Source organism: Agrobacterium sp. NPDC058088, assembly GCF_042885035.1.
Lineage (GTDB): Bacteria > Pseudomonadota > Alphaproteobacteria > Rhizobiales > Rhizobiaceae > Agrobacterium.
This window is the reverse complement of sequence record NZ_JBHVSU010000003.1, coordinates 178,100-204,206: the sequence shown is the minus strand read 5'-3', so window position 1 is coordinate 204,206 and position 26,107 is coordinate 178,100. Positions and strand designations below refer to the sequence as shown.

16 protein-coding genes are annotated in these 26,107 nt (G+C 59.3%); 9 read left to right on the top strand and 7 right to left on the bottom strand.

What is annotated here, in order from left to right; all coding sequences use genetic code 11:
- Nucleotides 1-68: 68 nt before the first annotated feature.
- On the bottom strand, nt 69-1,127 hold the full coding sequence (locus ACFVTJ_RS10945; RefSeq protein ID WP_386908021.1) for a D-alanyl-D-alanine carboxypeptidase family protein: 1,059 nt from the start codon (nt 1,125-1,127) through the stop codon (nt 69-71).
- Nucleotides 1,128-1,351: 224 nt separating this feature from the next.
- Here ACFVTJ_RS10945 and ACFVTJ_RS10940 point away from each other — a divergent pair, with 224 nt between their 5' ends.
- The 3 genes from ACFVTJ_RS10940 to panD all read left to right on the top strand — a co-directional run bounded on the left by ACFVTJ_RS10940 (nt 1,352) and on the right by panD (nt 4,111).
- Nucleotides 1,352-2,515: a M20 aminoacylase family protein gene (locus tag ACFVTJ_RS10940; protein WP_386907228.1), complete on the top strand. Its 1,164-nt coding sequence runs from the start codon at nt 1,352-1,354 to the stop codon at nt 2,513-2,515.
- Nucleotides 2,516-3,130: 615 nt separating this feature from the next.
- A complete protein-coding gene (locus ACFVTJ_RS10935; RefSeq protein WP_386907224.1) occupies nt 3,131-3,589 on the top strand; it encodes an Rrf2 family transcriptional regulator in 459 nt (152 codons plus the stop codon).
- A gap of 54 nt (nt 3,590-3,643) precedes the next feature.
- Complete coding sequence (panD, locus tag ACFVTJ_RS10930; RefSeq protein ID WP_386907222.1) at nt 3,644-4,111, top strand: aspartate 1-decarboxylase; 468 nt, start codon at nt 3,644-3,646, stop codon at nt 4,109-4,111.
- A gap of 20 nt (nt 4,112-4,131) precedes the next feature.
- On the opposite strand, the gene ACFVTJ_RS10925 is transcribed toward panD, so the two are convergent.
- The 6 genes from ACFVTJ_RS10925 to ACFVTJ_RS10900 form a co-directional block, all read right to left on the bottom strand.
- On the bottom strand, nt 4,132-4,653 hold the full coding sequence (locus ACFVTJ_RS10925) for an Rrf2 family transcriptional regulator (RefSeq protein ID WP_386907221.1): 522 nt from the start codon (nt 4,651-4,653) through the stop codon (nt 4,132-4,134).
- A gap of 114 nt (nt 4,654-4,767) precedes the next feature.
- Nucleotides 4,768-6,129: an MATE family efflux transporter gene (locus tag ACFVTJ_RS10920; protein WP_386907219.1), complete on the bottom strand. Its 1,362-nt coding sequence runs from the start codon at nt 6,127-6,129 to the stop codon at nt 4,768-4,770.
- A 31-nt stretch (nt 6,130-6,160) separates the two neighbouring features.
- The gene (locus ACFVTJ_RS10915) at nt 6,161-9,547 is read right to left on the bottom strand and encodes an amino acid adenylation domain-containing protein (RefSeq protein WP_386907217.1); all 3,387 of its coding nucleotides are present in this window, start codon (nt 9,545-9,547) and stop codon (nt 6,161-6,163) included.
- Nucleotides 9,548-9,557: 10 nt separating this feature from the next.
- Nucleotides 9,558-10,625 (bottom strand): LLM class flavin-dependent oxidoreductase, encoded by a 1,068-nt coding sequence (locus tag ACFVTJ_RS10910; RefSeq protein WP_386907215.1) that lies wholly within the window; start codon nt 10,623-10,625, stop codon nt 9,558-9,560.
- 38 nt (nt 10,626-10,663) lie between these two features.
- The gene (locus ACFVTJ_RS10905; RefSeq protein ID WP_386907213.1) at nt 10,664-15,223 is read right to left on the bottom strand and encodes a beta-ketoacyl synthase N-terminal-like domain-containing protein; all 4,560 of its coding nucleotides are present in this window, start codon (nt 15,221-15,223) and stop codon (nt 10,664-10,666) included.
- Nucleotides 15,224-15,264: 41 nt separating this feature from the next.
- Entirely contained in the window at nt 15,265-17,502 is a 2,238-nt protein-coding gene (locus ACFVTJ_RS10900; RefSeq protein WP_386908019.1) for an AMP-binding protein, read from the bottom strand.
- Nucleotides 17,503-17,839: 337 nt separating this feature from the next.
- Between ACFVTJ_RS10900 and ACFVTJ_RS10895 the strand changes: the two genes are divergently transcribed.
- From ACFVTJ_RS10895 to ACFVTJ_RS10870, 6 genes are read left to right on the top strand one after another with little or no spacing between them, the layout of a single operon-like run.
- Nucleotides 17,840-22,408, top strand: coding sequence for a thioester reductase domain-containing protein (locus ACFVTJ_RS10895; protein WP_386907211.1), 4,569 nt, complete (start codon nt 17,840-17,842; stop codon nt 22,406-22,408).
- Complete coding sequence (locus tag ACFVTJ_RS10890) at nt 22,405-23,301, top strand: class I SAM-dependent DNA methyltransferase (protein ID WP_386907209.1); 897 nt, start codon at nt 22,405-22,407, stop codon at nt 23,299-23,301. The genes ACFVTJ_RS10895 and ACFVTJ_RS10890 overlap by 4 nt, the downstream gene beginning before the upstream one ends.
- Nucleotides 23,298-24,761, top strand: coding sequence for an aminotransferase class III-fold pyridoxal phosphate-dependent enzyme (locus tag ACFVTJ_RS10885; RefSeq protein WP_386907207.1), 1,464 nt, complete (start codon nt 23,298-23,300; stop codon nt 24,759-24,761). The genes ACFVTJ_RS10890 and ACFVTJ_RS10885 overlap by 4 nt, the downstream gene beginning before the upstream one ends.
- 14 nt (nt 24,762-24,775) lie before the next feature.
- Nucleotides 24,776-25,015 (top strand): MbtH family protein, encoded by a 240-nt coding sequence (locus ACFVTJ_RS10880; RefSeq protein WP_386907205.1) that lies wholly within the window; start codon nt 24,776-24,778, stop codon nt 25,013-25,015.
- 11 nt (nt 25,016-25,026) lie between these two features.
- Nucleotides 25,027-25,545 carry a siderophore biosynthesis protein gene (locus ACFVTJ_RS10875; RefSeq protein ID WP_386907203.1) on the top strand — a complete coding sequence of 173 codons (519 nt, stop codon included), beginning with the start codon at nt 25,027-25,029 and terminating at the stop codon, nt 25,543-25,545.
- Complete coding sequence (locus ACFVTJ_RS10870; RefSeq protein WP_386907201.1) at nt 25,542-26,105, top strand: siderophore biosynthesis protein; 564 nt, start codon at nt 25,542-25,544, stop codon at nt 26,103-26,105. Before ACFVTJ_RS10875 ends, ACFVTJ_RS10870 begins: the two co-directional genes overlap by 4 nt.
- Nucleotides 26,106-26,107 lie beyond the last annotated feature (2 nt).

The following is a 26,107-nucleotide window of genomic DNA, read 5'->3' as shown; positions in this document are numbered from 1 at the left end:
TTATCGACCTGCGAATAGACAAACAGCATGGCGGCCGAGAGCCTCACCCTCGTCCCGCTTACTCCCCGTCAGAACGTCGGACGTGGGATCGGGATCGGAACGTTGGCCAGTTGGCCCTTTGCTGCCGCACCCTTCGGCGCATTGACCGCGACCGTTTCGCTACCGGGGATCAGCCCGGCAAAAGAATATTCCGGCGGCCTGGTCATTTCCTGCACATAGGGGGAATGGATGACCATGCGGCCAGCCTCGTCACGACCCTCGCTGCGCACCTTGGCTGCCTTCGGGTTGCAGATTTCAGCGCTGATATCGTTGACCTCTGCGGTATCGCCATAGGGCGCGAGCGAGGCGAGCGAGACACCCTGACCGGAAGGCGAGGTCAGACCCATCTGCAGAAGATCGGCCGACTGATCGGTTCGACCGGCAAGGCTATCGGCACCCAAAACGACGGTGATGACCGAGCGCCCGTTGCGAACGGCCGATGCCACCTGGTTGAAACCGGAGGCGCATATGAAGCCCGTCTTCATGCCATCGGCGCCCTCGAAGCGGCCGACAAGCATGTTGAAGTTGGCATAATTCTTCTTGCCCGTCGTCACACCTTCCAGCGAGAAATAGTGGGCATATTCGGGGAATTCCCGCTTGATGATCAATGCCAGCAGCGCAAGGTCGCGGGCCGTCGTATATTGCCCCTTGCCCGGCAGACCATTGGGGTTCACGTAATGTGTGGAATTCATGCCGAGGCGCTGCGCCTGCGCATTCATCTGCGCCACGAAATTATCCGTGTTGCCGCCGATGGTCTCGGCAATTGCGACAGCGATATCATTGGCGGATTTAATGAGCAGCAGCTTCAGCGCGCTGTCCATGGTCAGCTTCTGTCCGGGCTTGAAGTACATTTTTGAGGCCGGCTGGTCGGCGGCCTTCTTGCTCATCACCACTTCCGTTTGTGGGCTGATCTTGCCTGCCTTCATCTGCGAAAAGGCGATATAGGCGGTCATCAGCTTCGTGAGCGAGGCGGGATACCATTTGCGGAAGGCTTCCTGGTGTGAAATCACCTTGCCGGTTTTGACATCCACAACCATTTTCGGATTGGCATTTGCCGCGGGCGCCGCGGCAACGAGGCCTGCGGTCATGATGGCAATGGCTGCGGAAAGCCGGCGCGCGGCGTTTGGCGATTTAAAAGTCTGTGGCAAGGCTGGTCCTCGAATTCCCGTCTTCAGTCGGGGAATGGCAATATTCACCATATATGTCCTAGCAATGGCAAAGTACATTGATTACGTCAATTATGCGGCGCACTATCCACCATGGAGGATGGAGTTTTACGACACGCCGTACCGATGAACCCAGGAATGAACGAATGCCGATTTTGAACAGAGCCGCCGAACTCCAGCAGGAAGTCAGCGAATGGCGGCATCACCTGCATGAAAATCCAGAGATTTTGTATGATGTCGACAACACCGCAGCTTTTGTTGCGGAGAAGCTGAAATCTTTCGGCGTTGACGAAATCGTGACCGGTCTCGGCCGCACGGGTGTCGTCGGCATCATCAGGGGCAATCTTCCGGGTCATCGCACCATCGGCTTTCGCGCAGACATGGATGCTCTTCCCATCGTTGAGGAAACGGGCAAACCCTGGGCGTCGAAAACCACGGGCGCCATGCATGCCTGCGGCCATGACGGCCACACGGCCATGCTGCTTGGCGCGGCCAAATATCTCGCCGAGACTCGCAATTTCGCCGGCTCCATCGCAGTCATCTTCCAGCCGGCGGAAGAAGGCGGTGCAGGCGCGCTCGCCATGGTCGAGGACGGGCTGATGGAGCGTTTCGGCATCAATGAGGTTTATGGCATGCACAACATGCCGGGCATTCCGCTCGGCGCCTTCGCCATTCGCAAGGGCGGCATCATGGCCGCACCGGACAAATTCTCCATCACCGTCAAGGGCCGCGGCGGTCATGCAGCCCAGCCGCACCGTACCATCGATCCCATCACCATCGGCGCGCAGATCGTCGGCAACCTGCAGATGATCGCCTCGCGCAATGCAGATCCGATCCGTTCGGTGGTCGTCTCCGTTACCCGCTTTCAGGCCGGCTCCAGTCACAACATCATCCCCAACGAGGCGTTGATTGCCGGCACGGTACGCAGTCTCGACGAAACGGTGCGCGATCTCGCGCAGGATCGCATCAAGCAGATGGCGGAAGGTATCGCTCTTGCAAACGGCGCGGAAGCCGAGGTCGTCTATGAGCGCTATTGTCCGGTGACCTTCAATCACGCCGCTGAAACCGACCACGCCATCCTCGTTGCGCGCGATGTGGTGGGCGAACCGAATGTCGATCCCGATGTCGATCCTTCCATGGCGGGCGAGGATTTCTCCTTCATGCTGAAGGAAAGACCGGGCTGCTTCATCTTCATCGGCAACGGCGATTCGGCGGGCCTCCACAATCCCGGTTATGATTTCAACGATGAGGCCATCGCCTATGGTATTTCCTATTGGGTGAAACTGGCTGAACAGCGCCTGACGAGTTGATTGCCGGCAGAAGCAAAGAAAGCCGAGGAAGAGATCAACCGCGATGAAGAACGCGGTTGATCCGCAGGCATCGTCAGGTTAAAGAGCAATTCAGTGTCCACGTAGCTCAGCAGGATAGAGCACAGGATTCCTAAGGTAAATTGGGGGTTGCGCCCGGAAACGACGCAATCGATCTGCTCAAAGTCGGGGAAAGCTTCGCTGGTCTTCCAGCATGCCAATCCCGAGCCAAGCTCCGGAGAAATCCGGTGAAGGTGTAGAGACTGGATGGGCAGCACCTAAAGGCTTCGGCCCATGGTGAAGGGACAGTCCAGACCACGAACGTTCTGCCTGACAACGGGTGGAACGGCGGTGAAAGCCGAAGCGGTATGAATCCTGGGGTCGGAGGTTCGAATCCTCTCGTGGACACCAAAAATCCTGAGACTAATTTCATTAAGACTTTGTGAAATATATATTATTTCACCTGCACTCGAGACACCGACAGAAAATCCCAGCTTCACGACGCCGCTGTCCGCCACAATATTTTTATATGACAAAGTCCCAAAGGACACATGCTGCTCGTCTAAACTACGAGAGGGAACTTGCACGTTCCGTTTCTCGGCGTGAGGAGAACAGCTAATGTATCTGACCAGAGAATCTGAGATCGCAATCGGTATTCTGACCAACTTCGTCCATGAGGCAGAGGAAGCCCATACGACGGGGAAGCTGGCGCACCGGCTTGGGGTCACAAAAGATCATGCCGCGAGGGTGGTTGCTGTTCTCGTCAAAAACGGTCTGCTGCAGAGTAGGCGTGGGCGGACCGGCGGGGTCGTTCTTAATGTCGACCCGAAAAGTCTTTCCGTGGGCATGATCCTGCGGGCAACGCAGCCGGTTCTCGTCCGGCGACCGCGCACGCGCAATGCCAATCCGTCCGGCACGACTGGCATTTTCCACATGCTGGCAGAGGCAACCTCCGAATATTTCATCGAACTTGCGGACACCTGCAAGATCGCCGATGTCATTCCGACAAAGATCGGCAATGCGCAGTGTCGCAGCCGGCGATTGGTGCCGCCAGTGCCAATCCCTGGGAGAGACTGAGGCTGTCAGCCGGTCGAATGCGACAATTTGAAATCATGTTGAGGAGTGGCGCATTTGATACGCATCGTCAGAGCCAAGCTGCACGGCATCACCGTAACGGGAGCCGATCTCGATTATCACGGATCCATCACACTTGATCCCGAGCATTGTGATCTCGCCGGGATCAGACCTCTTGAATTTGTCGATATCTGGAACAAGCAGAGCGGCGCCAGAATTTCGACTTACGTGATTTTCGGCGAAGCCGGATCCAAATGCTGCATCCTGAACGGCGCTGCGGCGCGCACCTGCCAGCGTGGCGATCAGGTCATCATTTGCTCGTCGTCTTACGTGCAGGAAACGGCACTTTATGACACCGCGCCGATGGTGCTGACATTCACGCCGAAAAACGATGTGAAAGATGTTCTGCGCTATCGCGTCAAGGAAACGGCGCGGCGACCCTTCGACTTCTTTATCGAAACCCTGCCGCACGCGGAAAACTCCGATACGGAAGAGGAGAGCATTGCGGATCGCGCGATTGCCTGAAAAGCCCGGCGGTCTTTTACCTAACTACGGGTGCCAGACCGCCTGACGACCAAAGGTTCCGGCCGGTCATCGCCCGTCACGGACGCCGTCGCCTGTTGGCTGGAAGCCAACAGGCTGCAATCAAGACAGCTGACACGCAGGTTGCTTTCAGGAGCGATCAGATCGGCAATCGTGAAGCGATCGAGAAGACGGGCGAAAAAAGATGAGGTCGTTGAAACAATGCGACCGAGGAATGCTTCGGTTTCAGATTGGGGCGATGAAAGGGTGTCCGCACCTTCCCCAAGCAATTCGGGCTGTACCAGTCGCAGCACGTCGGTCAGCTTCACCGTCTTCGGGTCCCTTGCCAGTTTCAGGCCGCCGCCCGGCCCCCGTTCGCTCCGCAGAAGACCGTTTCGCGCAAGCAACGCGACAACCTGATAGGTATGGTCTTTCGTCGAACCGATTTCCTGCGCGACCTTTTGAACCGATATGATTTCGCGCTCCTGCCGCGCGCATACCGCAAGGATGCCAAAGGCGATTTCAGTCTGCCGTTTCAGATGCATTGCTTATGAACGTCCTCATGGCGAGTGCAGGGATCGCCGATCCGGCGCTCAGACTATCGCGTTACATCGCATCATTCAATTCTTCCATACCAGCCGCCCAGCATGATGAATGCGTCAGCCCGCCTCATGCCTCGCCCCGTGTGAGAGCCAGCGGTGCAGGAACAGGCTGCCCTTTATGGTCTCTTCGATAATCAGCGACCACCACACACCCGTCACCCCGAGATTGAGGAACAGGCAGAAGAACCAGGCCGTGGAAAGGCCAAGACCCCATGTCACGGTCAGGCTGACGAAAACCGGCCAGCGGACATCTCCCACTGCCCGCAGCGATTGAAACAGGATCGTATTGAATGCAAATCCCGGCTGAATGAAGATCGTCAGAAACAGCAGGCTGCCGCACAATTCTACCACGGCGGGATTGTCGGTGAACAACCTTGTATATGGAGCCGAGGCGAGCCAGATCAGCGTGGCGATGGACGTCGTCGCCGCCGCCGCAAGACTTGCCGACCGGAGCGCCTGGCTGGTCGCCGCCTCAAGCCTGCGTTCGCCGAAACGGTAGCCGATCAGAACCTCGTTGCTCTGGCTGATTGCCATGACGACAACGACCAGAAACGCCATGGCCAGCATCGTATAGGTACGGCCCAGGACGGCCTCGACGCCAAATCTGGCAACCAGTCCCAAAAGAATGATCTGGTAAAAACTATAGGCAATGTAATCGGTCACACTTGGCAAGGCGATCGCGATCATCCGGCGGGCAGTCGCGAAACGCGCGATCGTATCCGCGAATGAGAAACGCAACCCCAGTTTCCGCATGAGAACCGGTGTCAGAACGGCGGTTGTCAGCACGCGAATGCTGAAGGTACCGAGTGCAGCACCTTTCACGCCCATACCCGGCAAAGGACCGACCCCCAGAATGAGAATCCATTCCGCGAGAAGGTAAAAGGCTGACACGCCAACCCCGAAGGCCAGGATCAACCTGCTGTGACCAAAAGCGCGCAGACAGGCAAGCCCGGCGGCTATGAAGCCGTTAAAGACCATGGCGGCCGCAACGATGTTCAGGTAGAGGCCGGCTTCATCATTCAGGGACGTCGAACCGGCCAGCCGTTCAAGCACGAAGGGGCCTGCAACGATCACTGACAGGCCAAGCGTCAGGCCAACAAGCGTGTTGGTCAGGAGCGCTACCGCAACCACCTGCCGCGCGTCCTCCACCTCACCCCGGCCGAGATGTCGGGAAATGACGATAACCGCGCCGATGCCGACCAGCCCCGACAATTCGAAAGCGATCATCATCACCTGCTTGGCAACGGCAACGGCCGCCGCAGCTTCTGCCGAATAGGCGCTTATGATCGCCGTATCGGCCAGATTGACGAAAAAGCTCAGCAGCGAATGAAGCAGGAGCGGAAAGCTCAGCTGGAATAGGGTAGGTTTACCATGCGTGTTGAAATCTTCTGTCCCGGCGGTTGCGGCGCCCTGTTCCATGGCTGTCATCCTGATCGGCATCATGAACAGGTCAGGCGAAATTGCCTGACCTGATGCGCCGCTGCAATTGCCGCTCACGCCCCTGCACTCTGGTGTCGCTTCGCCCACGTCCACTCTCCAACGGCGCGGTCTTGCCCTGTTGCAGATCGATGATGTGGCCAGCCAGCGTTTCCAGAGTCGGGAAACGGAAGAAATCCGTGACTTCCAGCTCGATGCCAAGCGCATCGCGAACCCTCGCTGGCATAGCGACGATCAGCAGGGAATCGCCTCCCAGCTCGAAAAAATTGTCGCTAACGCCAATATCCTCGCGCTTCAGCATCTGCTGCCAGACGCCGTGCAATGCCTGTTCGACCCGGTTTCCCGGAGAGCTGATTTCGGAAACCGCCCTTTCCGAGCGATCCGGCAACGGCAGCCGCTTGCGATCCACTTTGCCATTCGCATTCATGTGAAACTCTTCCAGAAGAATGAAATGCGAAGGTACCATGTAACGCGGCAACCGGGCCGAAAGCGCCCTGCTGAGCCGGATACCCATGGCGCCCTTGTCGACCTTACCGGAGCGATCCTTTAGGAGAACATAGGCCAGAAGCTGCTCCTTGCTCGCATCGAGCAGGACCAGAACCTGATCGACCCCGTCTTCTTCCTGAAGCAGGCTCTCGATTTCTCCAACCTCGATGCGATAGCCGCGCAATTTGATCTGGAAGTCGGTTCGTCCGACGAATTCCAGATTGCCGTCCGGTCTGCGCACGACAAGGTCACCTGTTTTGTAGAGGCGGGAGCCCGGCGTCAATGTGCGATCATAGGGATCGGGAACGAATTTTTCCGCCGCAAGCGCCGGCCGATCCCAGTAACCACGGCTGAGACTTATGCCACCAATGTGCAGCTCTCCCGGCACGCCTTCGGGAACGGGATCCATATAGGCATCGAGGACGAGGAACGAGGTGTTATCCAGACGGCCGCCGATCGGCACCTTGCCGCTTTTGGAATGCGCCTCCTCTACCAGCAATGCACCGGCCCAGATCGTCGTCTCGGTCGGGCCATAGACATTCCAGAGAGAACCGATCTTTTGGATGAGCCTGCCGGCAAGCTGGGCATCGAGAGCTTCACCACCACACAGTCCGGTGAGGGATTTTTTCCCTTGCCAGCCGCTGTCCAGCAGCATTCTCCATGTGGCGGGGGTCGCCTGAAAATGCGAAATATCACGTTCGTTCAGTGTCCTTCCCAGCTTCTCTGGTTGAAGTAAAAGGTCCGGTTCGCGCATGACGGCCGTGGCGCCGACGCTCAATGGCCAGAGCATTTCCAGAATGGAGATGTCGAATGCCGGCGTCGTCACTGAAAGCATACGATCTCCAGCCCCTATACCGGGGTGGCGCGCCATGGACTGGAACTGATTGAGCAGGCCCGTATGCGTAATCGGCACTCCCTTGGGTCGCCCCGTGCTGCCGCTTGTGTAGAGAATATAGATGTCACTGTTATCAGGCATTGCCGGAAGCCGGGCATCCGGCTGATCCTCAAGATGATCGGCGGGATCGATGCAGGTAATGCCGGGGAAGATCCCCGCATTGTCAGTCAGCACCAGAACCGCTGCGGCGTCCTCCAGCACGTAACCGATCCTGTCTGCCGGGTGGCGTGGATCGATCGGAACATAGACCGCACCGGCCTTTATGATCGCAAGGAAAGATATGATGCAGCTCGCCTGCCCCGGCAGCGAAACCGCCACACGCATTCCCGGTTTCACCGGCCGGTCCAGTGTCAGAAGCGCTCTTGCGAGATTATTCGACGCCTCTTCGAGCTGACTATACGTCCAGCTCCTGTCCAGGCATTCAATGGCAATCTTTTCGGGATGGAGACGTGCCACGCCGCTTATCAGGTCGTGCACAGCATTGCCCGGCAGAGGCCGCGCCACGAGCGCGCCTGCCGACAGAAGATCTTCACGCTCTCCGGCGGAGATATAGTCGAAGGTCGGTAAAAGCGCGTCGGGGGAAGCGATGACCGACCGCAGCAGGTTTTCAAAATGCTCCAGCTGCCGCTCCATTCGTACCGCCTCGAACCGGCCGGACCGGTACTCAACGGTGACGAGCGCGCCCGATGCACGCTCCATGATCATCCAGCTCATGTCGAGCTTAGCTTCCGCGACCGGTATCGCTTCCTGCCGTACCCGCAGGCTGGCATTGCCCAGATCGAAGCCCTGCGCATTCTGCTGCCTGTAGCCCTGGGTCTGGACCTGAAAGGAAATCTGGAAAGGTGAATTTTCCACCCCTTCGCGGTTGCTGCCCAGCACATCCATCAACTCCGCAAAGGGATAGTCCTGATGTTCTAGCGCGTTGGCGAAGTCTTCCTGTATGCGTCTCGCCCAGTCCCGGAATGACATGGCCGGGCTGAGATCATTGCGCAACACGATCGTATTGGTGAAGAGGCCAATCAATCCTGCCAAATCGGGATCGCTCCGACCGGCAACGGGTACGCATACGGCTAGGTCACGGCGGCCGGTATAACGGTGGTGCAAAAGCTGGAAAACGGCGGCGAACACCACAAAGGTCGTCGTGCCAAGTCTGGCGGCCAGAGCCGACACTTCCGCCATGAGATCCTGTGAAATCTCCTTCACCAGCGTTTCGCTGGCCATATCAGCCGTTTCATGGCGGGGATAGTCGGCTGGAAACTCCTGCGGCTCAAGATTTTGCAGCCGGTTGACCCAATATTGTTTTTGCCGCTCGTATTCCTTCGTGCCGGACCATTTTTGCCTGGCGCGGACAAAGTCGCCATAGGAGTGCGGCAAGGGGTCGAGGACCGGTTCCTGACCGTTTACAACGGCAGCGTAACACAACGAAAATTCGCGCATGAGAATGCCGCGCGACCATCCGTCGGCAACCGTGTGATGAAAGACGAAAACAAGAATATGCTCGTTTTCTCCAAGCTGCAGCAGATGCGTGCGCATCAGCGGCGCCTTGGACAGATCGAAAGGGGTGCGGGCAATCCGACCTATCGCATCGTCACAATCGGAAGCAGACATGTTTCGGCAATCGGAAACGACCAGTTCGGGCGCCATACTGCCGTGAACCTGTTGCCACGGCCTTCCCTCTTCGAGCGGAAACGCCGTGCGCAACGGCTCATGCCGCGCGACGAGAATTTGAAGGGTGCGGATGATCGCGTCGTGGTCCAGCGGGCCGTCAATATGCCAGCGGAACGGAATGACATAGGCCGAACTACCAGGGTAGATCTTCTGCTGCAGCCAGAAATGCATCTGCGATGACGTCAGCGGCAATCGCCCGGCCCCATCGCCAGCATCGCCCTCGTCAGGCGCAACATCCTGCCAGGACATGCCGCGCGCTTCAAGCTGCGAGCGAAGTCTTGCCCGCTGCTCCGGGTCAAGATTTGCGATGCGGTTCCGCAATAAAGCAATCGTCTCGGCATTCGACATCATCGCAAATCCTTCAGACCGCTCTGGCAATGCGCACCGGCGGGCGGTTCGCTTCCACAAGTTTCAGCAGAAATGGCAGGCTACCCATGACGAGGTCGTAATCCTGCACGAAATCGATCAGGCAGGCGATTTCATCGACGCCCATCTCCGCCAATGTGTCCACCGTCGACTGGCAGCTTTCCGGCGTGCCGATCAGCGACCTGCCTTTCATGAAACCCTCGATGCCGAACTCAATCAGGCTGTCGAGGTCGTCATCGCTGAAATTATCGAGCGTAATGTCGACACCCATGCTCCGCCCAAGGCCTTCAAGCAGGTGATAATGGGTACGGAGATAGTCCCCGAAGGGCTTCGAAACATTGGATTTGACCTTGCCGGCATCGTCACCCAGAAACGTGTGGACCATCATGCTGACCGTACCCACTGCCGGATCGTGCCCATGTTTTTCCCGCGACGTGCGGTAGGCCGCAATCTTCGGCGCAAGCGACTCCGTCGTCTCGCCAAGCAGGGCCGTCAGAACATTGAGGCCGCGGCGGCCTGCTTCGATGAAAGTCTCCGTGGATTGGCATGCCACCCAGAAAGGAATGCGCGATTGCACCGGCCGCGGCAGGGTTTTAGCGTCAACGATATTGCCGTCCGCATCCTCGAACGAAACCGCCTCACCGGCGAGAAGCCGGGTGATCTGTTCATACGAGCGCCACATGGTGCTGCGGCGGTTTCCGTGCGGTTCCTTCGAGAAGACGAATTCATCTTTCGTCCAGCCGGCTGCAATCGCAATGCCTGCCCTGCCGCCGGACAGATTGTCGACGACAGCCCATTCCTCCGCCACGCGGGCAGGATGATGCAGGGCGGCAACGACGCTGCCGGCCCTCAGCTGTACCTTGCGCGTGACCATCGCCAATGCAGCACTAACGATCGAGGGATTGGGGTAGAGCCCCCCAAATGCGTGGAAATGCCGTTCCGGCACCCACAGTGCCTCCAGATCATTCGCATCCGCAAACTGTGCACTGTCCATCAACAGGCGGTAGTTTTCCTGACCCGGACGAGACCCGTCACCGTCAAAATAAAAAAGGCTGAATTTCATCAGAATGATCCCGATTGTGTGTGTGCGTTATCGCGTCTTCAACGACCGGCCTCGACGTCATCAAGCATCGAGGCAAGCATATCCGCCTCATGGTTGCGGGCGTCGAGAACCTCCTGAATGACCCTGGCGAGGCCGGCGGCCGTCGGTGCGTCGAAAAGCAGGGCCCGCATTGGGATTTCGACTTCGAAGCGTTTTCGAAGCCGGGCGACGACCTGGATGGCAAGCAGCGAATGCCCGCCGAGTTCAAAGAAATTATCGGCAACGCCGATACCATTGATCCCGAGAAGCTCCGCCATGATGGCGACGACCTCCTCCTCAACCGGCCCCTGTGGCGCGGCATAGGCGGCCGACACCCCGCTGCGGGCGGATTTATGGCCGTTCGCAGTGGCGCCGTCGGAACCCTGGACCGCCGCTGCCGGACGGTTTTCGAGATCATAGGGCGTGACGACGATTGACGCCGGCGAAGCCTGCGAAAGCACCAGCGCGGTGATCTGCCAGACCTCCTCCGGGGTTATTTCCCGATGGTCCGCATGGCCGGCCTCCGTTGCGTGAACCGATGCGCAGGCATCCCAGTTGACGGATTTCCAGACCGGACCGGACGCCTGCCGTTTTGCGGCGACGAAAGCATCCAGATAGGCATTTTCCGCAGCGTATCGGCCAAGGCCTTTGCCACCAACGATCGATGAGAGCGACGACTGGACAAGCACGAAAATGTCGCTGCGCTGTCCAAGAACACGATCAAGAGCGTCAATGGCGCCGGATTTTACGGCCTGAAGGCTTTTGGTGTCGAAATTTTCATTGCCGAGCAGCCCGAAATATTGGTCCCCCATCGCGGCCGTGTGGAGAACACCCTTCACGGTTCCGAGGCATTTTTCTCCCTCCTCCAGCGAAGAGCGAAGCCATTGCGCCTCACTGACATCACCCGAAAAGAGAAGATAGTCCCTGCCGGGGGTCCCAAGCGATCTGAGCGTCTGGATGAAAAGACTGACCGGATGACGGGGGCTATGAGATGCAAGCCAGCGCTCCCAGTCCGGCACCAGCGGAATTCCCGCACGACCCGCCAGAATGACTTTTGCTCCAGCTTTGATGAGCGCGCGGGCATAGACCAGCCCCAGCCCTCCCAGAAGTTCGCCTATGACAAGATAGGTTTCACCGGGCTTTGCAATGGAACCGGCTTCAACATCACTGAGTTCGACCCGTTCATGGGAGAGCGCGAACAAAAGACCCTCGCGAAGGGCATAAATCTGCTCTCCTTCGACCAGAGGCGAGGAGACGACATCCCGAAGGCATTTTGCGGCATTTGCGTCCGGCAGACCCTGAACATCGATACTGCGGCACAATAGTCCCGGCAGTTCCTGGCTCAGCATCCGCGCCAGCCCGTTAATCCGGGCTTTGGCGGGCTGAACCTCATCGGCGGCAAAAATACCGTGCATGGACCTGCTGATAAATGTCACAGCCGGGCGCAGGTTGCCACCGGCGAGCGCTTTGGCAAGAGCCAACGCAAAATTCCACGCGGCGTCCGGCAGGTCCGTATCTGCCAAGCCAAAACCGCTGATGATCTGATCAGGCGCCCAGTTCTTCTTGGCGAGATCGTCGAACAGGGCAAGAAGATGCTCGGCGCTCGCCGGATCGATCGTATAGGCTTTCTCCGAAGCACTGAATGTCGCTCCCTCACCCACAAGAACCGCATCGATCCCGTGCGGAATTTCCGGAAGAGCCGCACCGAAAACAAGCCAGCGACCTTTGGCGACTGCCGATACGCCGATTTTCAGCGGCCGCGTCTTCCACACCGGCTGATGGAACCATTCGGCCATTGGTCTGTGGGTTGCGGCAGCAGCCGTCTCCCGCCCAACCGTGGGTGGCGCAATCCAGTATGATTGCCGCTCGAAATGATAACCCGGCAAACCCACACGGCGGCGCGGCGATCCGTCGTCAAGCGCCTCCCAGCGGACATCGATGCCCGCCAGCCATAGCTGTCCAAACGCCAGCAACGCATGGTCGGCAGCGTCGGCCGTTCCGGCCGCATCCGGCAGGGACGCTACGATGCGGCAATCTTCATTCGCCTGCTGGCGCGCCAGCCTTGAAAGCGTCGAGCCGGGCCCAACCTCCAGCAGAACGGGAGCGGAAAGTTCGAGAAGATGTTTCATCCCGCCGCTGAAATTTACCGCTCTGCGAAGATGTTCGGTCCAGTATGCCGGGTTGCAGGCCTGTTCGGCCCGCAGCCAGTTTCCGGAAAGATTGGACATCACATCGATTGCCGGCGCAGAAAGACCGATGCCATTGAAGAGGCCCGCAAACTCTTCAAGGATAGGCTCCATCGCCGCACTGTGGAACGCATGCGATGTCCTGAGCAGCCGGCAACCGGCCCCGTCCTTCTCCAGACGTTCGGCAAAACGATGCAGAAGCTCCGTATCGCCAGCAACAACGCAGCTACCCGGGCCATTCACGGCAGCTATTTCAAGCCCCTCATCCAGTCGGGCGCGCAGATCAGCCTCGGGCAGCATCACCGACAACATTCCGCCAGCGGCGCAACCCTGCATCAACCGCCCCCGTGCCAGCACGAGGAACATTGCGTCCTTCAGGGAGAACACGCCGGCGAGGCAGGCAGCGACATATTCGCCGACGCTGTGGCCAATCATGGCCCGCGGCTGCAGACCCTTCTGCATCCACATTCTGGCCAGCGCATATTCGACGGCGAATAGTGCAGGCTGGGCACGGTCCGTGCGGTCCAGTCCGGTATCGGAGGCATCCGCCCGTGCAAGAAGCAAAGCCCGGATTTCAAGATCGTATGGTATCAATGACAGGCACTCATCGAGTGCTGCCCGGAAATGCTCTTCGCGCTCATAGAGTGACCGGGCCATTCCCACATGCTGGCTGCCCTGACCCGGGAACATGAATACCAGGCTTGGATCATGCTGCGGGATCTGGCTCGTGGCGAAACCGGGTCCAGAGCCGGCTCTCAGTTTCTCAGCGGCGTCGGATAATGTCGTCGCAAGCGTGATGGAACGGTGGTTGAAGGTCTCTCGTCCCGTCTGCAGCGTATGGGCAACATCGGCAAGGGACATCCCTTGAGGTTTGCCAATTTTCGAGAGCGCATCCGAAAGGGACGATTGCATTGCGGCGAGCGAGGCCGCCGAACGCGCCGAGAGCGGCAGCAGCAGCGCGCCCGTCTCGCCTTCCGTCGATTCCTGGCGTGCGGGCGCTTCCTCTATGATCACATGAGCATTGCTGCCCCCCATGCCAAACGCGCTGATGGCGGCGCGGCGCGGCCTGTCGGCATCGGCTTTCCAGTCGGATTTGCCTGCCGCCACCCGGAAGGGGCCGCTATCAAAATCGCAGGCGCTGCTGGGCGTCGTGAAGTTGCCGCTTGCAGGCAGGCATTCATGCCGCAGGGCAAGCACAGTCTTGATGAGCCCGCCAATGCCGGCCGCGGCATCCATATGCCCGACATTTCCTTTGACCGAACCGATAAGACAAGTCCGGCCTTCGGCGCGAAGCGACGGCCCGTAGATACGGTTCAGTGCGGTCAGTTCGATTGGATCGCCGATCGCCGTCGCGGTCGCATGGGCCTCCACATAATCCACTGCCGAGGGAGCGATGCCCGCATTGGCCAGCGCCTTCTTGAGAACAGAGGCCTGGCCTTTGACACTAGGGGCCGTCAATCCCACCTTGGAGCTGCCGTCGTTACCGATCGCCGACCCGGCAATAACGGCATAGACCGTATCGCCGGCCGCCTTCGCATCGCCAAGGCGTTTCAGGATCACGGCGCCAACGCCGTTGGTGAATATGGTGCCGTTGGCGGAAGCATCGAATGGCCGGCATTGGCCATCGGGAGCGCCTATGCCCCCTGCCTCATAGAGATAACCGGCAGGCTTGGGCTGGCCAACGGAGACAGCACCTGCCACCGCCATCTCGCATTCGCCCGAAAGCAATGCCTGAACGGCGAGATGCACCGACACCAGACCGGTGGCGCAGGTTGCCTGAACGCCCACACTCGGCCCCTCAAGATCAAGGTGGTAAGCCACGCGCGATGCGATCATGCCGGAAACATTGCCGAGCCCCGCCTGCAACGGTGCCACGCTGTCTCGCAGGGACGGGTCGGAATGAATATGGGTGAAGTGATAATTCAGCGAACCGCCGGCATAAACACCCGTGCGGCCCCGGCTTTTCCCGCTTCCATAACCGGCATGTTCCAGCGCGTTCCAGGCGCATTCCAGAAACACCCGTTGCTGGGGGTCGAGCAGCTGGGCTTCCCTTGGCGCATAACCGAAAAACCCGGCATCGAAAGCAGTCGGATCGCTGAACCCGCCCCAGACCCTGACATAGTCGGACTGCCCCGACAATTCCGGGTCGACACCGGCGCTTTCGAGATCGGCATCCGTGACCGTCGTCAGTCCGGAGCCGCCGCCGGCAAGCAGCTGCCAGAAACCGTCAATATCGTCGGCACCGGGAAAACGGCCTGCGAGGCCGATAATCGCTACCCGCTCGTCATGGCGTTTCTGGAAAATCTCCAGACGCTCCCGCGCGTCTCGCAATATTCCGAGCAATGTCGCCTGATCGGGCTGACTGCCGGCCGCGGCCTGTTGTTTTACGTTCATCGGCGATGGCTCCGATCATCGATTGCATGAAAAGCGTGAGATTATTTTCGGCCTGTTCCAGCCTGCAGAAGGGATGACAGGGCAGCCAGTTCGGACGACAGGTCGCTTTCTTCCGCCGCGTCATCCGACCGGGAATTCTGCGCCGGCGTCTCCTGCACTTGCGCCGTTACCTCGGAGGCGAGGAGATCGCTGCACAGATGGTCCACCAGCGCATCGATCGTCGCATGCTCAAAAAACAGCGTCGGTTGCGTTCGGATACCCAGCTCACGCTCCAGCGTTCCGGCAAGGCCGACAAGCGCAACGGAATCCAAGCCGAGATCAAAAAAACCAGCATTTGCAGCGGGCAGGGTTCCGGCAGGTAGACGAGAAAGCCATGACACTTCCTCCCTTATCCACTGCCGAAGCAAAGCAGGATGCCGGGATCGGTCAACCCGAGCCAGTTGTTGCGCCCAGTCTGCAACCGCACCCGGGTCGGCAACCGGCGTGAAACTCGCCTGCGGGGTTGCCTCCCAACGCTCGACCACCTTGAGATTGCCGTTCAGCAAATCCTGGCGGCAGGCAAAACGCCGGACCTTGCCGCTCGGCGTACGCGGCAGGCTGCTGGGGCGGATGAGGACGATGGTGGCAAGCTTGAGCTTGTGAACACGGGAAATGGCTCCGCGAATGGCTTGCAGAACCGCTTCGGCGTCCAGATTGCGCAGACCATCACGGGTAAGCTCGCAGACGAGACCGACCTGTTCCTCACCATCCACATCAAGCGCGAAAGCACCCGCTCGCCCCTGTGCAAGCGCGGCATGCGACGAGAAGGCGGTCTGCTCTATGTCCTCGGGGTGATGGTTCTGCCCCCTGATGATGATGAGATCCTTGAGACGGCCGGTAATGAAATATTGCCCCTCATGGCGAAAGCCGAGATCGCCCGTGCGGCGCCAGCCACCCTCGCCAGCAATTTTCTGGTCGAAACTTTCCGCGCTTGCTTTTGCTCTCGCCCAGTAACCGGGCGTGACATTAGGACCACGGATCCACAATTCGCCGACCTGCCCGTCGTCGAGCAGCCGGTTTTCCTCCGGCTCCATGACAACGATCTCGATATCCGCTCCGGGACGGCCGCAGGCCGCAAGTTCGATTGCATCATGCTCTTCCGCTCCAGCAGGGAGCGGCAGCGCCACTCCCTGTTTCGCCAGCGTTTCACGCTTGAAACTCCGCAATTGTGGCGGGTCGGATGGGGCATTTCCGGTCAGGAAAAGCGTGGCTTCGGCTTGGCCGTAGCAGCAATAGAAGGCTTCTTGCCGAAAGCCATGGTCGGCAAACAGCGCACTGAAGCGCCTCAGCGTGTGCGGGCGCACCGGCTCCGCCCCATTATAGGCGATCCGGACCGTGGAGAGATCAAGCGGCGCGGCGGCTTCTTCACTGTAGCGGTCGGCGCAATGCTCGTAGGCGAAATTAGGTCCGCCGATAATGGTTGCCCGGTTTTGCGTCGCCAGTTCAAGGAACCGCAGCGGCCGTCGCAGAAAGCTTGCAGGCGCCATGATCGACACCGGAAATCCGTTGAAGATCGGTGACAGGATACCGTCGATCAGCCCCATATCGTGATAATGGGGCAACCACGTCGCGGACCGATCCTCGGGGCCATAATGAAATGCAAGGCTGATCTGCCGCAGATTGGCCATCAGGTTGGCATGGGTGACCATGACGCCTTTCGGATCACTGGTCGAACCGGATGTATATTGCAGAAATGCAATCCGGCTTCCATCGAGCACCGCTGGAAGGCTCGATGAAGGCGCAAGATCCTGCAGCGGAATATTGGGATCGGCACCCGAAGGCGCAAGGCAAAATCCATGGCCGACGGCCCTCTGGAGCGGTTCCAGCAGCTCCTTCAATTCGGCGGCGCAGACTATTCCCGAGATGCCGGCGTCTTTCGCGATATGCAACCAACGGTGTATTCCTTCATTCCGCCGCGGCGCCGGGACAGGTACCGGAACGGCACCCGCATGCAGGCATCCAAGGAAGGCTGCGATGAATGCAAGACCCGGCGGATAAACGATGAGCACCCGACCGCCCTGCCCGACGAGACCCGTTCTGGAAACCTCGCTGGAAACAATTTTAACGCGATCATTCAGTTCCCCCCATGTCCAGCCGCCGCTGCGGCTCTCATCGATCGCGCCTGGATCGTCAGGATAAAAACGAAAGGCCTCATCTGCCGGGCGATCGGCGGCGAGATCATCAAGCCTATGTATTATCGTTACAAAATCTCTTTCCACAGACGGCGTTCGAACGAACATCGGTATGATCTGCATCTGAAAAAGCTCCTGACGTCGTGCCATCACTATTCGCGACAAGCAACCATAGGATGCTAATCGTTCTAATTGCCCACGCTTATCCGACAGCGGCAGTTGTCGCCGCTCGCGTCGTCTCGATGACAACAATTACCTCTTGCATATAATTCTTGAATCACATAGTCAAGAATAAGAAATTGAAATTGACGACCGGCTTCAGGCGGCTGAATATGCAATTGATAGTTGTTTTACCGATGGGAACATTGCCGTTTAACGCCGGCCTAAAAGGGCTCGCCCTTCGTTCTCCGGATCGCGCGAAGTCGATACAGCCAAGGGGCGGCTTATGAATTACATCGAGCCAGTCGAAACTCTCATAACCCGGCTTCATCAAAACAATATTCGTGTCTGGATCGACGCCGGCAGCCTGAAATGTTCGGACCCTGACGGTCGCCTGAACGATGCCGTGATGAGCGAAATCCGGACCAGAAAAAACGACATTCTGGCATTCCTCAACATGGCGCACGCGGGGGCCGGAGCACCCGGCCGGAACAATATTCCTGCCCGCCACGAGACCTGCCCGCCGCTTTCATTCGCCCAGGAAAGACTGTGGCTGATCGATCAGATCTATCCGGGCTCGGCTTTGCACCACATCTGCATCGCGCTCGAAGCCCAAGGTACGCTCGACCTCGATGCGCTGAGGGCGGCGCTTGCCGCTGTCATGAACCGCCACGAGGTGCTTCGCGCCCGCATATACAGTGACAAGGGCGTACCGAGACAAACCATATCCGCAGATTGTGAAACGCCTTTTTCCGTCGTCAGTATTTCACCTGCCGATGCGGCAATCGAAGATGTCATTCATACAGAAACGAGCAGACCCTTCGATCTTGCCGCAGAACCGCCCATCCGCCTGCTCGTCGTCAAGTGCGGCGATGGCCGCCATGTCCTTGTTTTTATGCTGCACCACATATGCGCCGACGGCTGGTCTACTGAAATCCTGCTGAAAGACCTCGGCGCGTTTTACAGCGCACAAGTGTCCGGCAGCGAGACGCCGGAAGCGGCGTTGCCGATACAATATGGCGACTTTGCCGCATGGCAGCGCCAGCGTCTGGCGGCGGAAACGGCAGGAGCGCTCGAGGAATTCTGGAAACGGCACCTTTCGCAGCCTTTGCAGATAACGCAGCTGGTAACGGACATGCCGCGCACCGCAGGCCATGGCCATGCAGGTGAACTGCATGACTTCTCGATCGACAAAGCGACGGCCGATGCGCTGCGCAAGATTGCCGCCGCGCATGGCACAACGCTGTTCACGGCGCTTTTTACCGCCTTTAACCTGCTGATTCACCGCTATACCGGGCAAACCGATCTGGTGATCGGCACGCCCGTCGCGAGCCGCCCGTATGTGGAGACGGAAGATCTGGTCGGGCTGTTCGTTAATCCTCTCCCCGTCAGGTCGCGTGTCGATCCCTTCGGCAATTTTGAAAAGGCCCTGCGGCAAACACATGAGACCCTGCAGCAGGTTATCAGCCATCAGGACATGCCGTTCGAGCGTATTGTCGACATGGTCGGCGTGCAACGCGACCCCGACAGCCACCCGCTGTTCCAGATAAAATTTCAGCTCGACGCAGCACCACGCGAGCGCATCCGGCTTCCCGCGCTGGAAATGCGCCGGCTGGCGCGCCAGGACAAGGTTTCGAGGCTCGACCTGTGCCTCGATCTACGCGAGACGGAAACCGGGCTTTCCGGCACGGTCGAATACAAGACCGCACTGTTCAAAGCCGAGACGATTAGCCTGTTCGCCAGCCATTTCCAGCAACTGCTGAAATCCATCGTCGCCACCCCCTCCCTGCCGATCGCAACCCTTGCGCTTTTGACACAGGAAGAGCAGCAGCAGCGGGTTTTCGACTTCAACAGCACGACGCAGGAACACGCTGGGCCGCACTCCTTTCATGAGCTGTTCGAGGCGCAGGTGGCGCGCGCGCCGGACGCCGTGGCGCTCGTCATGCCGCGCGCGGACGCTGATGACATCCTGACATATGGCGAACTCAACGCGCGCGCAAACAGGCTGGCGCGCCTGCTGCGGCATAAGGACGTTACCGCGGAAACGGTCATCGCAATCTCGTTGCCGCGCGGTTTCGACATGATCGTGGCCTGGCTTGCAGTCTGGAAAGCCGGCGGCGCCTATCTGCCTCTCGATCCGGATTATCCTGCCGAGCGGATTGGCTCGATGCTGTCGGACGCAGGTGCCCGACTCGTCGTCAGCCACAGTTCGATCGATCTCCCAGCGACAGCCGACCGGCTCAATCTGGATGAGGATTTCCCCCACGACGAATGCACTGACAACCTTGCAACGATCACGCATCCTTCGCAGCTGGCCTATGTGATCTATACGTCAGGCTCGACTGGCAAGGCAAAAGGCGTCCTTGTCGATCATAGCGGGCTGATCAATCTGACGAGGGACAAGATCAGCGCCTGCGACGTCAGGCCCGGCGATTGTGTGCTGCAGTTCTTCAGCTTCAGTTTTGACGCCTCCATTCCCGAACTCGTGATGAGCCTTGGTGCCGGCGCCAGGCTTCTCCTTCTGCCCGGATATGCGACCCTTCCCGGCGCCGAACTGGCCGATATCCTGCACACGCGACATGTGACACACCTGACGATGACGCCATCGGCCCTGCTTTCCCTGCCGGTCGACGACCTGCCGTCGCTGCGCACCGTTCTGGTCGGCGGAGAGGTTCCGATGCCGGAACTCATCGAAAGATGGGGAAAGAACCGTCGTTTCATCAATGCCTACGGTCCCACCGAAACCACCGTCAATGCCAGCATGGTCGACATGGGAGGCGGGCGCGCCGGCCTGCCGGTGCTGAGGCCTGCGGCAAACAAGCAGCTCTATGTGCTGGATGATAATCTCGAGCTGTTGCCATTCGGCGTGCCCGGAGAACTTCATATCGGCGGCTGCGGCATTGCCCGCGGTTATCACGACCGGGCGGCCCTGACGGCCGAACGTTTCGTTCCCGATCCATTTGCCACGAACGGGCGCGCGGGCGTGCTTTACCGCACCGGCGATCGGGCCGTGCTGCTTGCCGATGGCCGGGTCCACGTATCAGGGCGGCTGGACAGCCAGGTCAAGATCCGTGGATACCGCATTGAGCCCGGGGAAATAGAGGCTGGCCTGCTTGCCCACCCGTCCATCGTTTCGGCGACGGTGACAGTTCGTGACGACGGACGCGGCGGCAAAAGGCTCGCCGCCTATGCGGTTCCTCAAACCGATCAGGACGCTGCAACCAGACCCACGCCGTCGGAAATTCGCGCATGGCTGGCAAACCGCCTGCCGAAATTTCTTGTGCCCGACACGTTCGACTGGCTTGAGGCGCTGCCGCTCACCGTGAACGGCAAGATCGATCCCTCAAGGCTTCCCGCGCCGCGCGCCGAAACAAACCCCGATGGCCGGCCGCCTGAAGGCGAAATGGAAACCCGGATAGCCAGCGCGTTCGGGCATGTTCTGAATATTGATCAGGTTGCCGCAACCGATGACTTCTTCGCGCTTGGCGGCCACTCGCTGCTGGCCACCCGTTTCTGCGCCGTCGCAAAGGAGAAGTTCGGCCTCGACATCGGCGTTCTCGATCTTTTCAATGCCTCCACGGTGGAAGCGCTGGCGAACCGCCTGCGAACCAGAGACGCCGGCGATAGTGGCAGCGACGAAGAAACCCTGCTGCTGAAGCGCGATATAGAACTGGATGACGCAATCCGCCCGAGTGCGACGGCAAGAGCGGAAAGTCCCTCCGCCCACGTCTTCCTGACCGGAGCGACCGGCTTTCTCGGCACCTATCTGCTCCACGAGCTGCTTCGCGACCCGGCGAGAAAAGTCACCTGCCTGGTCCGTGGCGACGACGGAATGAGCCGCCTGCGGCAGGCCTTCAGGCAATATGACCTGCCCCAATCCGTGCTGACGGAGCGTGTGACGACATTGTCGGGCGAGCTTTCCAAACCAAATCTCGGGCTTACCGCGGCGGACTACGACCATATTGCCCGAAATGCCGATTGTATTTTCCACAATGGCGCGGAAGTGCACCATTTGCATCGGTACGAGAGGCTGCGCGAGACAAACGTGCTCGGGACCCACGAAATTCTCAAACTGGCCTGCACCGGGGCAGGGCGGCACGTTCATTACATCTCGACACTCAGTGCGCTGACGCCGCGTCGCGGTTCCGGTAGCGATGCCAGGCCTGTCTGCGAACTGGAGAGCGTGGAAGGGTTTGCTCCGCCCGCCGGCGGTTATAACCGGAGCAAATGGGTGGCGGAGCATCTCGTTCACGAAGCCGGAAAGCGGGGATTGCCGGTGACGATCTACCGGCCGGGAGCGATATCCGGCGACAGCGTTACCGGCGCCTTCAACGGCTCGGACATATTGTGCCGCCTGGTGCAGGCCTATCTTTACACCAGGACAGCGCCGGAAGGCGAAAGGCTGCTCGATATGCTGCCGGTCGACCATGTGGCCCGGGCGATTGTCCATCTCTCCGGCAAACCGGCTTCCGCAGGACAGGTATTCCATCTCATTCATTCCTCCCCCGTTTCAAGCGCCCGGCTCTTTGAGGCCTGCGAACTGGAGGGAATCGAACTGAAACGGGTTTCGCAGCTGGAATGGCAGGACATGCTGAGCGATGTGGCGCCCGGAACGCCGGACCACCCGCTTTATCCATTGCTGGGATTGCTACGATCGCCTTCCGCCGCCGGCAAGAGCGATGAAAAACAGACGCGTAACTTCGATTGCCACCTCACACAGGCGGCAATGTCCGACGCACCATTCCGCGAACCGGCCCTGACATTCGAGCTTTTGCGAACATATCTGCGCGCATTTGCCAAGGCCAACTTTCTGAACGCGACGTCCAATGACGCGCGAAAGCAGGGTGAACGATGAGCACAGTCATATCAAGCGAAGCCGGCAATTACGACCATTGGGCCTGGCTCTACAACCACACGCTTGGCCCGCGCTATAGCGAGCAAAAGATCGAGCCCCTGACACGGGCGGTTCTTTCGCAACTGCCCGACGGCGCTTCGGTGCTCGATCTCTGCTGTGGAACGGGACATCTGGCAAAGCTGATGGCTGCGCGCGGATATGCCGTCACCGGGCTGGATGGTTCACAGGACATGATAAACCATGCCCGTGGCAATGCGCCCGATCTTGAATTCGTTCTGGGGGACGCAAGGGATTTCACCTTCGAACGGCCTTTCGACGGCGTGGTCTGCACCAGCGCATCGTTGAACCACATCCAGAATACCGAAGACCTGCAGAAGGTTTTTTCAAGCGTTCGCCGCTGCCTGAGGGATGACGGAATTTTTGCTTTCGACATCAACCATCCCGGCCAGATGGTGCGCTACTGGCGTGATTTTCCGGCTGAGGGAGAACTCACCGACGATTATGCCTGGCTGATCACGCCTCGATATAATTCACGGTCGAACGAGGGGTCCTTCACGGTTGAAATCCATACGAGGTCGAAAGAGGCGGGCTTCTCCCCGGTGGAGGCGGCATACAGGCTGGTGGCCCGGCTGCTTTCCAATCGCCGGCGGCTCGCTCTCATCGCCCGCTTCGGCATTCCCGGGAAGAACTGGCAGCGCCATGCCGTGACCAACCCTGTTTGGGGGCACGATCTGGACACCGTGACCGAGCTTCTCCGCACATCGGGCTTTTCGGTGACAATGCGAAGCACCGATGGCGGTCCGGTGACCGATGAGAGAGCGGTCTACTTCCTCTGCAAGAAGATTGCCGGGGATCACGCGCGCCAAGAAGCCACGCAGGAGGCCGTCGAATGAATATTCACAATAATATCGGCACGGCGGCCGACCCTGTTGCCGCAATCGTTACCGACTTCAATCTCAAGACGCCGGGTTCGAAGCGCGCCGCCGCCTATAACCGGGATTTCCTTTCGGACAAAAGCTCGATCGGCCTTCCCTTCACCATGCAAACCAAAGAGGCGCTGTATCCCATCGTCGCCACCCATGCGGAAGGCGCCTATTTGCAGGACATCGACAACAACAGATATGTCGATATTCTCATGGGCCTCGGCACCAATCTCTTTGGCCATAATCCGTCCTTTGTCCGCACGGCAATCGAAGCGCAGCTGGCCAAGGGTTTCGCACTTGGGCCGCAATCGGATCTGGCCGGCGAGACCGCGGAACTGTTTTGCCGCATCACCGGAAAAGACCGCGTCACATTCAGCAATACCGGAACCGAAGCCGTGCAGACGGCCATGCGTATAGCCCGTGCCGCGACGGGGCGCGACAAGATTGTGCTGTTTACAGGCTCGTATCACGGCCACTCAGACCCTGCCCTGCATAAGGCGACCAAACTCGAATATATCCGCAGGGGCGCGTTGATGCGGTCCCGTCCGGCATGGCTGGTGGCGCTCAAGCCGCTCCTGAAACGTATGATGCTGACGAAAGCAGTTCCCGGCTTTTCGGGCGTGGCCCCTTCCTCCGCCCGCGATATCGTGCTGCTGGAATACGGCAATCCCCGTTCCATCGATTATATCAGGCGTCACGGCGAAAGCCTTGCCGGCGTGCTCGTCGAACCCGTTCAGAGCCGGAACCCGGAACTGCAGCCGCGAGAGTTTCTCCATGAATTGCGAAGCGTGACGGAAAAGACCGGAAGTGCGCTGATATTCGACGAGATGATCACGGGCTTTCGCGTCGCACCCGGCGGCGCACAGTCTTATTTCGGCATCGATGCCGACATCGCCACATACGGCAAAATCGCCGGCGGCGGATTGCCACTGTCGCTCATCGCCGGCAAGGGGCGGTTCATGGATTTCGTCGATGGCGGAGCATGGGCTTATGGCGACAGCTCCCTCCCGAAAGTGGCCCCGACATTTTTTGCCGGAACCTATTGCCGCCATCCGCTGGCACTCGCAGCCGCCAAGGCCGTCGCGACACGATTGCTGGAAGACGGACCGGCCCTGCAAGACAGCCTCAACGCCAGGACCCAGGCATTCGTGGAACGGCTGAACGGCGCGCTCAGAGATGCGGGGTTGCCCGTTGCGTTCATGAGCTTCGGTTCGTTCTTTGCCGTATCCGCTGCCCGCAGCCGCATCTCGCCGCAGGCTGTCACCATGCTTTCCTTCCTTCTTCTGACCTCCGGCGTTCACCTTCGTGCCGGAGACCGCGGCGGTTTTCTCTCAACCGCCCACAGCGATGACGACATCACCTTTGTTCACGACGCTGTTCTGCAAGGCCTGACGGCTTTGGCGGACCACCGTCTTCTCGACAGACATTGATCGGAGTGACCACCATGAGTTCCCAGACCCCGACTGAAGACCTGCACTACAACGTCGTGATCAGCGACGAGGAGCGATATTCGATATGGCCGGTCTACAAGGCGGTCCCGACAGGGTGGCGACTAAGCGGCTTTTCCGGATCGAAGCAGGCGTGCCTTGATCATATCGAGGTGGAGTGGACCGACATGCGCCCCTTGAGTCTGCGGCGGTTGATGGACGGCGAAACAGCGAACTCTACCAGCACGCAAGAATAGGACGCATCCCCATGGACGACCAACCATGGCCAAGCCCGGTGCCCCGCGAGGACGCCGGACCGGACAGGGACTGGCTTGCGCAGGATGCCGTTCTAGATCTGCTCCTGCCAGAGGCACTGGCACCGGTAATGGTGCCGGAAGAACACGAAAGAGCCCGCCTGCAGCACATCATCTGCGAGGCCCTCGAAGCGTTCACGCTGCATCATCCCGAATGCCGCGCGCGCATCGCAGCACTTCTGGGCAACATGGAAAAGCCGATGTCCGACCCCGGCGTCGTGGATATCAGCGGCCTGCCGCTGACGTCCTTTCACGCCAATGATTATGACCGATATTTCCGCGTGAACCGCATTACCACTGCCCAGCCCGCCCATGTTCTGCTGCGCAGCTTCCTGCAGGTCGCGCTCTCCGTTACCGATCTTTTCTGCCGGGCGCCACACCTGTCGGAAAAGGCCGCTAAGGCCCAGTTTGACGGTTTTAAGGTTCATGCAAGGCTTCTTGCAAGGTGCTTTGGCGTGGAGTGTGCCAGATGACCGTTGCTCCCCCCTCACCTTCCCGGATATGGCGCGAATTCCACTGGGCGTTTTTCATGAACGTGCAGGGGCTGGTTCTGTGCCTTCGTCGTTTCAATATGCAGGTGCATGAGGAAAACCATGCCGAAGCGGACAGGGAATTGCGGGCCGCCGCGGTGCTTCTGCGCACATCTGCCAGCTCCATGGACCTCGCCGCCAGCTTCAGCAAGGCGGATTACGAAAATACCATCCGCGTCTCCATGACGCCGCCATCAGTCGAATCCGATGATTTCAGCGGGCTGATGTCGTTCGATCATGCCGTCCTCATTCAGGTCTGGCGTGAAATGAAGGACGTGTTCGCCACCCTGCCGGTCGAACTCCATGACGCGCACACGGAATTCGTCGCAGCCTACAAATATCTGGCGGAAGGGCATGTCGGCGTCTGCTCCCGTTTCGTCGGCTCCGACGCCGGAAGCCTGCGATACGGCGACCGGAAGGCAATCGATACGCTTCAGCGTTTCGAACGCGGTCGGCTCGGCATGATCGATCCACCCAAAAAAGGCTGCCCGTTCCACAAGTAACG

Excerpts from the sequence above, each read along its gene's own strand:
- ACFVTJ_RS10945 (WP_386908021.1), bottom strand. The coding sequence starts at position 1,127 with ATGACCGCAGGCCTCGTTGCCGCGGCGCCCGCGGCAAATGCCAATCCG.
- ACFVTJ_RS10940 (WP_386907228.1), top strand. The coding sequence starts at position 1,352 with ATGCCGATTTTGAACAGAGCCGCCGAACTCCAGCAGGAAGTCAGCGAA.
- ACFVTJ_RS10935 (WP_386907224.1), top strand. The coding sequence starts at position 3,131 with ATGTATCTGACCAGAGAATCTGAGATCGCAATCGGTATTCTGACCAAC.
- ACFVTJ_RS10925 (WP_386907221.1), bottom strand. The coding sequence starts at position 4,653 with ATGCATCTGAAACGGCAGACTGAAATCGCCTTTGGCATCCTTGCGGTA.
- ACFVTJ_RS10920 (WP_386907219.1), bottom strand. The coding sequence starts at position 6,129 with ATGGAACAGGGCGCCGCAACCGCCGGGACAGAAGATTTCAACACGCAT.
- ACFVTJ_RS10915 (WP_386907217.1), bottom strand. The coding sequence starts at position 9,547 with ATGATGTCGAATGCCGAGACGATTGCTTTATTGCGGAACCGCATCGCA.
- ACFVTJ_RS10910 (WP_386907215.1), bottom strand. The coding sequence starts at position 10,625 with ATGAAATTCAGCCTTTTTTATTTTGACGGTGACGGGTCTCGTCCGGGT.
- ACFVTJ_RS10905 (WP_386907213.1), bottom strand. The coding sequence starts at position 15,223 with ATGAACGTAAAACAACAGGCCGCGGCCGGCAGTCAGCCCGATCAGGCG.
- ACFVTJ_RS10900 (WP_386908019.1), bottom strand. The coding sequence starts at position 17,502 with ATGTTCGTTCGAACGCCGTCTGTGGAAAGAGATTTTGTAACGATAATA.
- ACFVTJ_RS10895 (WP_386907211.1), top strand. The coding sequence starts at position 17,840 with ATGAATTACATCGAGCCAGTCGAAACTCTCATAACCCGGCTTCATCAA.
- ACFVTJ_RS10890 (WP_386907209.1), top strand. The coding sequence starts at position 22,405 with ATGAGCACAGTCATATCAAGCGAAGCCGGCAATTACGACCATTGGGCC.
- ACFVTJ_RS10885 (WP_386907207.1), top strand. The coding sequence starts at position 23,298 with ATGAATATTCACAATAATATCGGCACGGCGGCCGACCCTGTTGCCGCA.
- ACFVTJ_RS10880 (WP_386907205.1), top strand. The coding sequence starts at position 24,776 with ATGAGTTCCCAGACCCCGACTGAAGACCTGCACTACAACGTCGTGATC.
- ACFVTJ_RS10875 (WP_386907203.1), top strand. The coding sequence starts at position 25,027 with ATGGACGACCAACCATGGCCAAGCCCGGTGCCCCGCGAGGACGCCGGA.
- ACFVTJ_RS10870 (WP_386907201.1), top strand. The coding sequence starts at position 25,542 with ATGACCGTTGCTCCCCCCTCACCTTCCCGGATATGGCGCGAATTCCAC.